Source organism: Pseudomonas cyclaminis (assembly GCF_015163715.1).
Classification (GTDB): domain Bacteria; phylum Pseudomonadota; class Gammaproteobacteria; order Pseudomonadales; family Pseudomonadaceae; genus Aquipseudomonas; species Aquipseudomonas cyclaminis.
In genome coordinates, this window is record NZ_JADDUM010000157.1 from 1 (window position 1) to 3,184 (window position 3,184).

At 59.4% G+C, this 3,184-nt stretch carries 4 protein-coding genes; all 4 read left to right on the forward strand.

What is annotated here, in order from left to right:
- The coding region (locus IQK56_RS19330) for a ribonucleotide-diphosphate reductase subunit beta (RefSeq protein ID WP_193901730.1) at nt 1–657 on the forward strand (657 nt) is incomplete at its 5' end.
- 86 nt (nt 658–743) lie between these two features.
- The gene (locus IQK56_RS19335; RefSeq protein WP_122308900.1) at nt 744–1,232 is read left to right on the forward strand and encodes a DUF1289 domain-containing protein; all 489 of its coding nucleotides are present in this window, start codon (nt 744–746) and stop codon (nt 1,230–1,232) included.
- Between the two features lie 50 nt (nt 1,233–1,282).
- A complete protein-coding gene (locus tag IQK56_RS19340; RefSeq protein ID WP_193864122.1) occupies nt 1,283–2,203 on the forward strand; it encodes a class I SAM-dependent methyltransferase in 921 nt (306 codons plus the stop codon).
- 148 nt (nt 2,204–2,351) lie between these two features.
- Nucleotides 2,352–3,068, forward strand: a complete 717-nt coding sequence (gene pcsA, locus IQK56_RS19345) for a phosphatidylcholine synthase (RefSeq protein ID WP_057011044.1) — start codon at nt 2,352–2,354, stop codon at nt 3,066–3,068.
- The last annotated feature ends 116 nt before the right edge of the window (nt 3,069–3,184 follow it).

Here is a 3,184-nt window from a genome sequence, read left to right on the forward strand (position 1 = left end):
ATCGAATCGCTGGCCATGGACGAAGGCGAGATCTTCAACATGTACCACGAGATCCCATCGGTCGCCAAAAAGGCAGCCTGGGGCCTGAAATACACCCGCTCCATCTCCGATCCGAAGTTCGAAACCGGCACCGTCGAGACGGATAAAGAGCTGCTGCGCAACCTCGTCGCCTACTACTGCGTCCTGGAAGGCATCTTCTTCTACTGCGGCTTCACCCAGATCCTGTCCATGGGCCGCCGCAACAAAATGACCGGCGTGGCCGAGCAGTTCCAGTACATCCTGCGCGATGAGTCGATGCACCTGAACTTCGGTATCGACGTGATCAACCAGATCAAAATCGAAAACCCACATTTGTGGGACGCCGAGATGAAGGAAGAAGCGACCCAGATGATCCTGCAAGGGACTCAGCTGGAGATCGAATACGCTCGCGACACCATGCCTCGCGGTGTGTTGGGGATGAATGCGGCGATGATGGAGGATTACCTCAAGTTCATCGCTAACCGTCGTCTGTCGCAGATTGGGTTGAAGGAAGAGTATCCGGGGACGACGAATCCGTTCCCGTGGATGAGCGAAATCATGGACTTGAAGAAAGAGAAGAACTTCTTCGAAACCCGTGTGATCGAGTACCAGACCGGCGGCGCGCTGAGCTGGGATTGATTCAACACTGACCAAAAATGTGGGAGGGGGCAAGCCCCCCTCCCAAATTGGTTATCGGTGCTCCATCGGCTTACAAACACTCTCTTATGCCCAACCAAACCATCAAGACCCCTTGCGTCGGCCTCTGCTCCACCGTCTACGGCGATCTGGTCTGCCGCGGCTGCAAGCGATATCACCATGAAGTCATCCAGTGGAATGGCTACAACGCCGAGGAAAAACAGGCGGTGTGGCTGCGCCTTGAGCAATTGCTGGTGCAGGTGATGGCCAGCAAGCTGGAGGTGTTTGATCCACAGCGCCTGCGCCAGCAGTTGGAAGACCGCAAGATCCGCTTTATGCCGCACCAATCCCCCTACTGCTGGGCCTACCAGTTGATCGCACGGGGTGCGCGGGTGATTTCCAAGCTGGACGCGTATGGGCTGGCGTTATTGCCGGAGTTTCGTGACCGCCACCTGGCGGATCTGCGCGATGCGATCGACCGCGAGTTTTTCCTGCTGTCCGAGGCGCATTACGAGCGGTATATCGCGCCGGGGTTTATCCGCGAGGCATTTGGTCCCCCGTTGATCGCTGCCTTTTAACCCCTCAATTGTGGTTAAAATGCCGCCCGCTCAACGACCGACGCTCAACGATGACCCCAGACGCACTCGCCACCCTGCACGCCCACCTGCTCAATGCCCTGGCCACTGCGCCTGCGGAAACCCGGCGCCTGTTCCACGGCCGTGGCCGTTGCTGGCCGGGTCTGGAGCAACTGACGGTGGACTGGCTGCAGGGCGTGGTGCTGGTGGCTTTGTTCAAGGAAACCGAACACCTGGACGCCCTCAAGGCGCAACTGTTGCAGATCGACTGGGCCGGATTCGACGCCCACACCGTCGCCCTGCAACACCGCTACCTGCCGCAAAGCACCACCGAATGGCTGGTGGGCGAGGCCATCGACGAATTGACCATCACCGAAGGCGGCCTGCGTTACCTGATCGACCTGGGTAAAAAGCAGAATAGCGGGCTGTTCCTCGATATGCGCTACGGCCGCAACTGGGTACGCGAACAGGCCAAGGGCCAGCGCGTGCTCAATCTGTTTGCCTACACTTGCGGGTTCTCGGTAGCTGCCATCGAAGGCGGCGCCGACCATGTGGTCAACCTTGACATGGCCCGTGGCGCCCTCAGCCGTGGCCGCGACAACCATCGCCTGAATGGTCATGACCTGAGCAAAGTGACCTTCCTGGGCCACGACCTGTTCAAGTCCTGGGCCAAAGTCATCAACAGCGGCCCCTACGATCTGGTGATCATCGACCCGCCGTCCTTCCAGAAAGGCAGCTTCCTGCTGACCAAGGACTACCAGCGCGTATTGCGTCGCCTGCCGGACTTACTCACGGCGCAGGGCACGGTACTCGCCTGCATGAACGACCCGGCCTTTGGCGAAGACTTCCTGATCGACGGCGTTACCCGCGAGGCTCCTGGCCTGCGTTTTGTGGAACGTCTGGAAAACCCTGCAGAATTTCCGGATATTGACGCACAAAGTGGCCTGAAGGCCTTGGTGTTCCGTCAAGGCTGATGCCGAAACGTCCTACGCTTGCTACGCTAAGTGATACGCCGGGCGGTGAACCTTATGCCCCCCTTCCCGGTCGATACCTGCATTCCCCGGCCAGACTCGACGGCGTCACGTTGTCGGCTGCCCCGTTTGACCTTTTGGAGAACCGCCCGTGATATCGACCCTGCATGTAGCCAGAATCAAAGCCTGGGGCGCCCACGGCTTCACCGCCACCGGCGTGGTGCTGGCCTTTCTGGCCACCCTGGCGCTGCTGGAGAACTCACCCAAGGCCTGCCTGCTGTGGCTGGGCCTGGCGCTGGTGGTGGACGGCGTCGACGGTTCCCTGGCGCGCCGGGTCAATGTCAGCACGGTACTGCCCAGCTTTGACGGCTCGGTGCTGGACCTGGTGATCGACTACCTCACGTACGTGTTCATTCCGGCGCTGTTTATCTACCGCTACATCGACCTGCCGGAGTTTACCCACCTGTTTACGGTGTCGGTGATCCTGGTCTCGTCGCTGTTCTGCTTTTGCAACGTCAACATGAAGAGCAAGGACAACTACTTCGTCGGCTTCCCCGCCGCCTGGAACGTGGTTGCCTTGTGCGTGTACATCATCCAGCCGGACGCCTGGGTGACCCTGCTCACCGTGATCGGCCTGGCGCTGCTGACCGTGACGCCGATGAAGTTCCTGCATCCGTTCCGGGTCAAGCGCTTCATGCCGATCAATATCGCCGTGACGACCATCTGGTTGCTGTGCAGCTTCCTGATGGTGGTGGATTATCCGAACACCAACCCGTGGACGTTTGGGTTGTGGTCGTTGATGTCGGCGTATTTCCTGGGGATTTGCATCTGGCGCACGGCGCTGGAGTGGCTGGGTACACACAAATAACCCAGCGGTCACGGTTAACAATGTGGGAGGCTTGCCCCCGATGGCGGTGGGTCAGTTAGACACAAGCTGACTGATACACCGCTATCGGGGCAAGCCCCCTCCCACATTTGGATCTC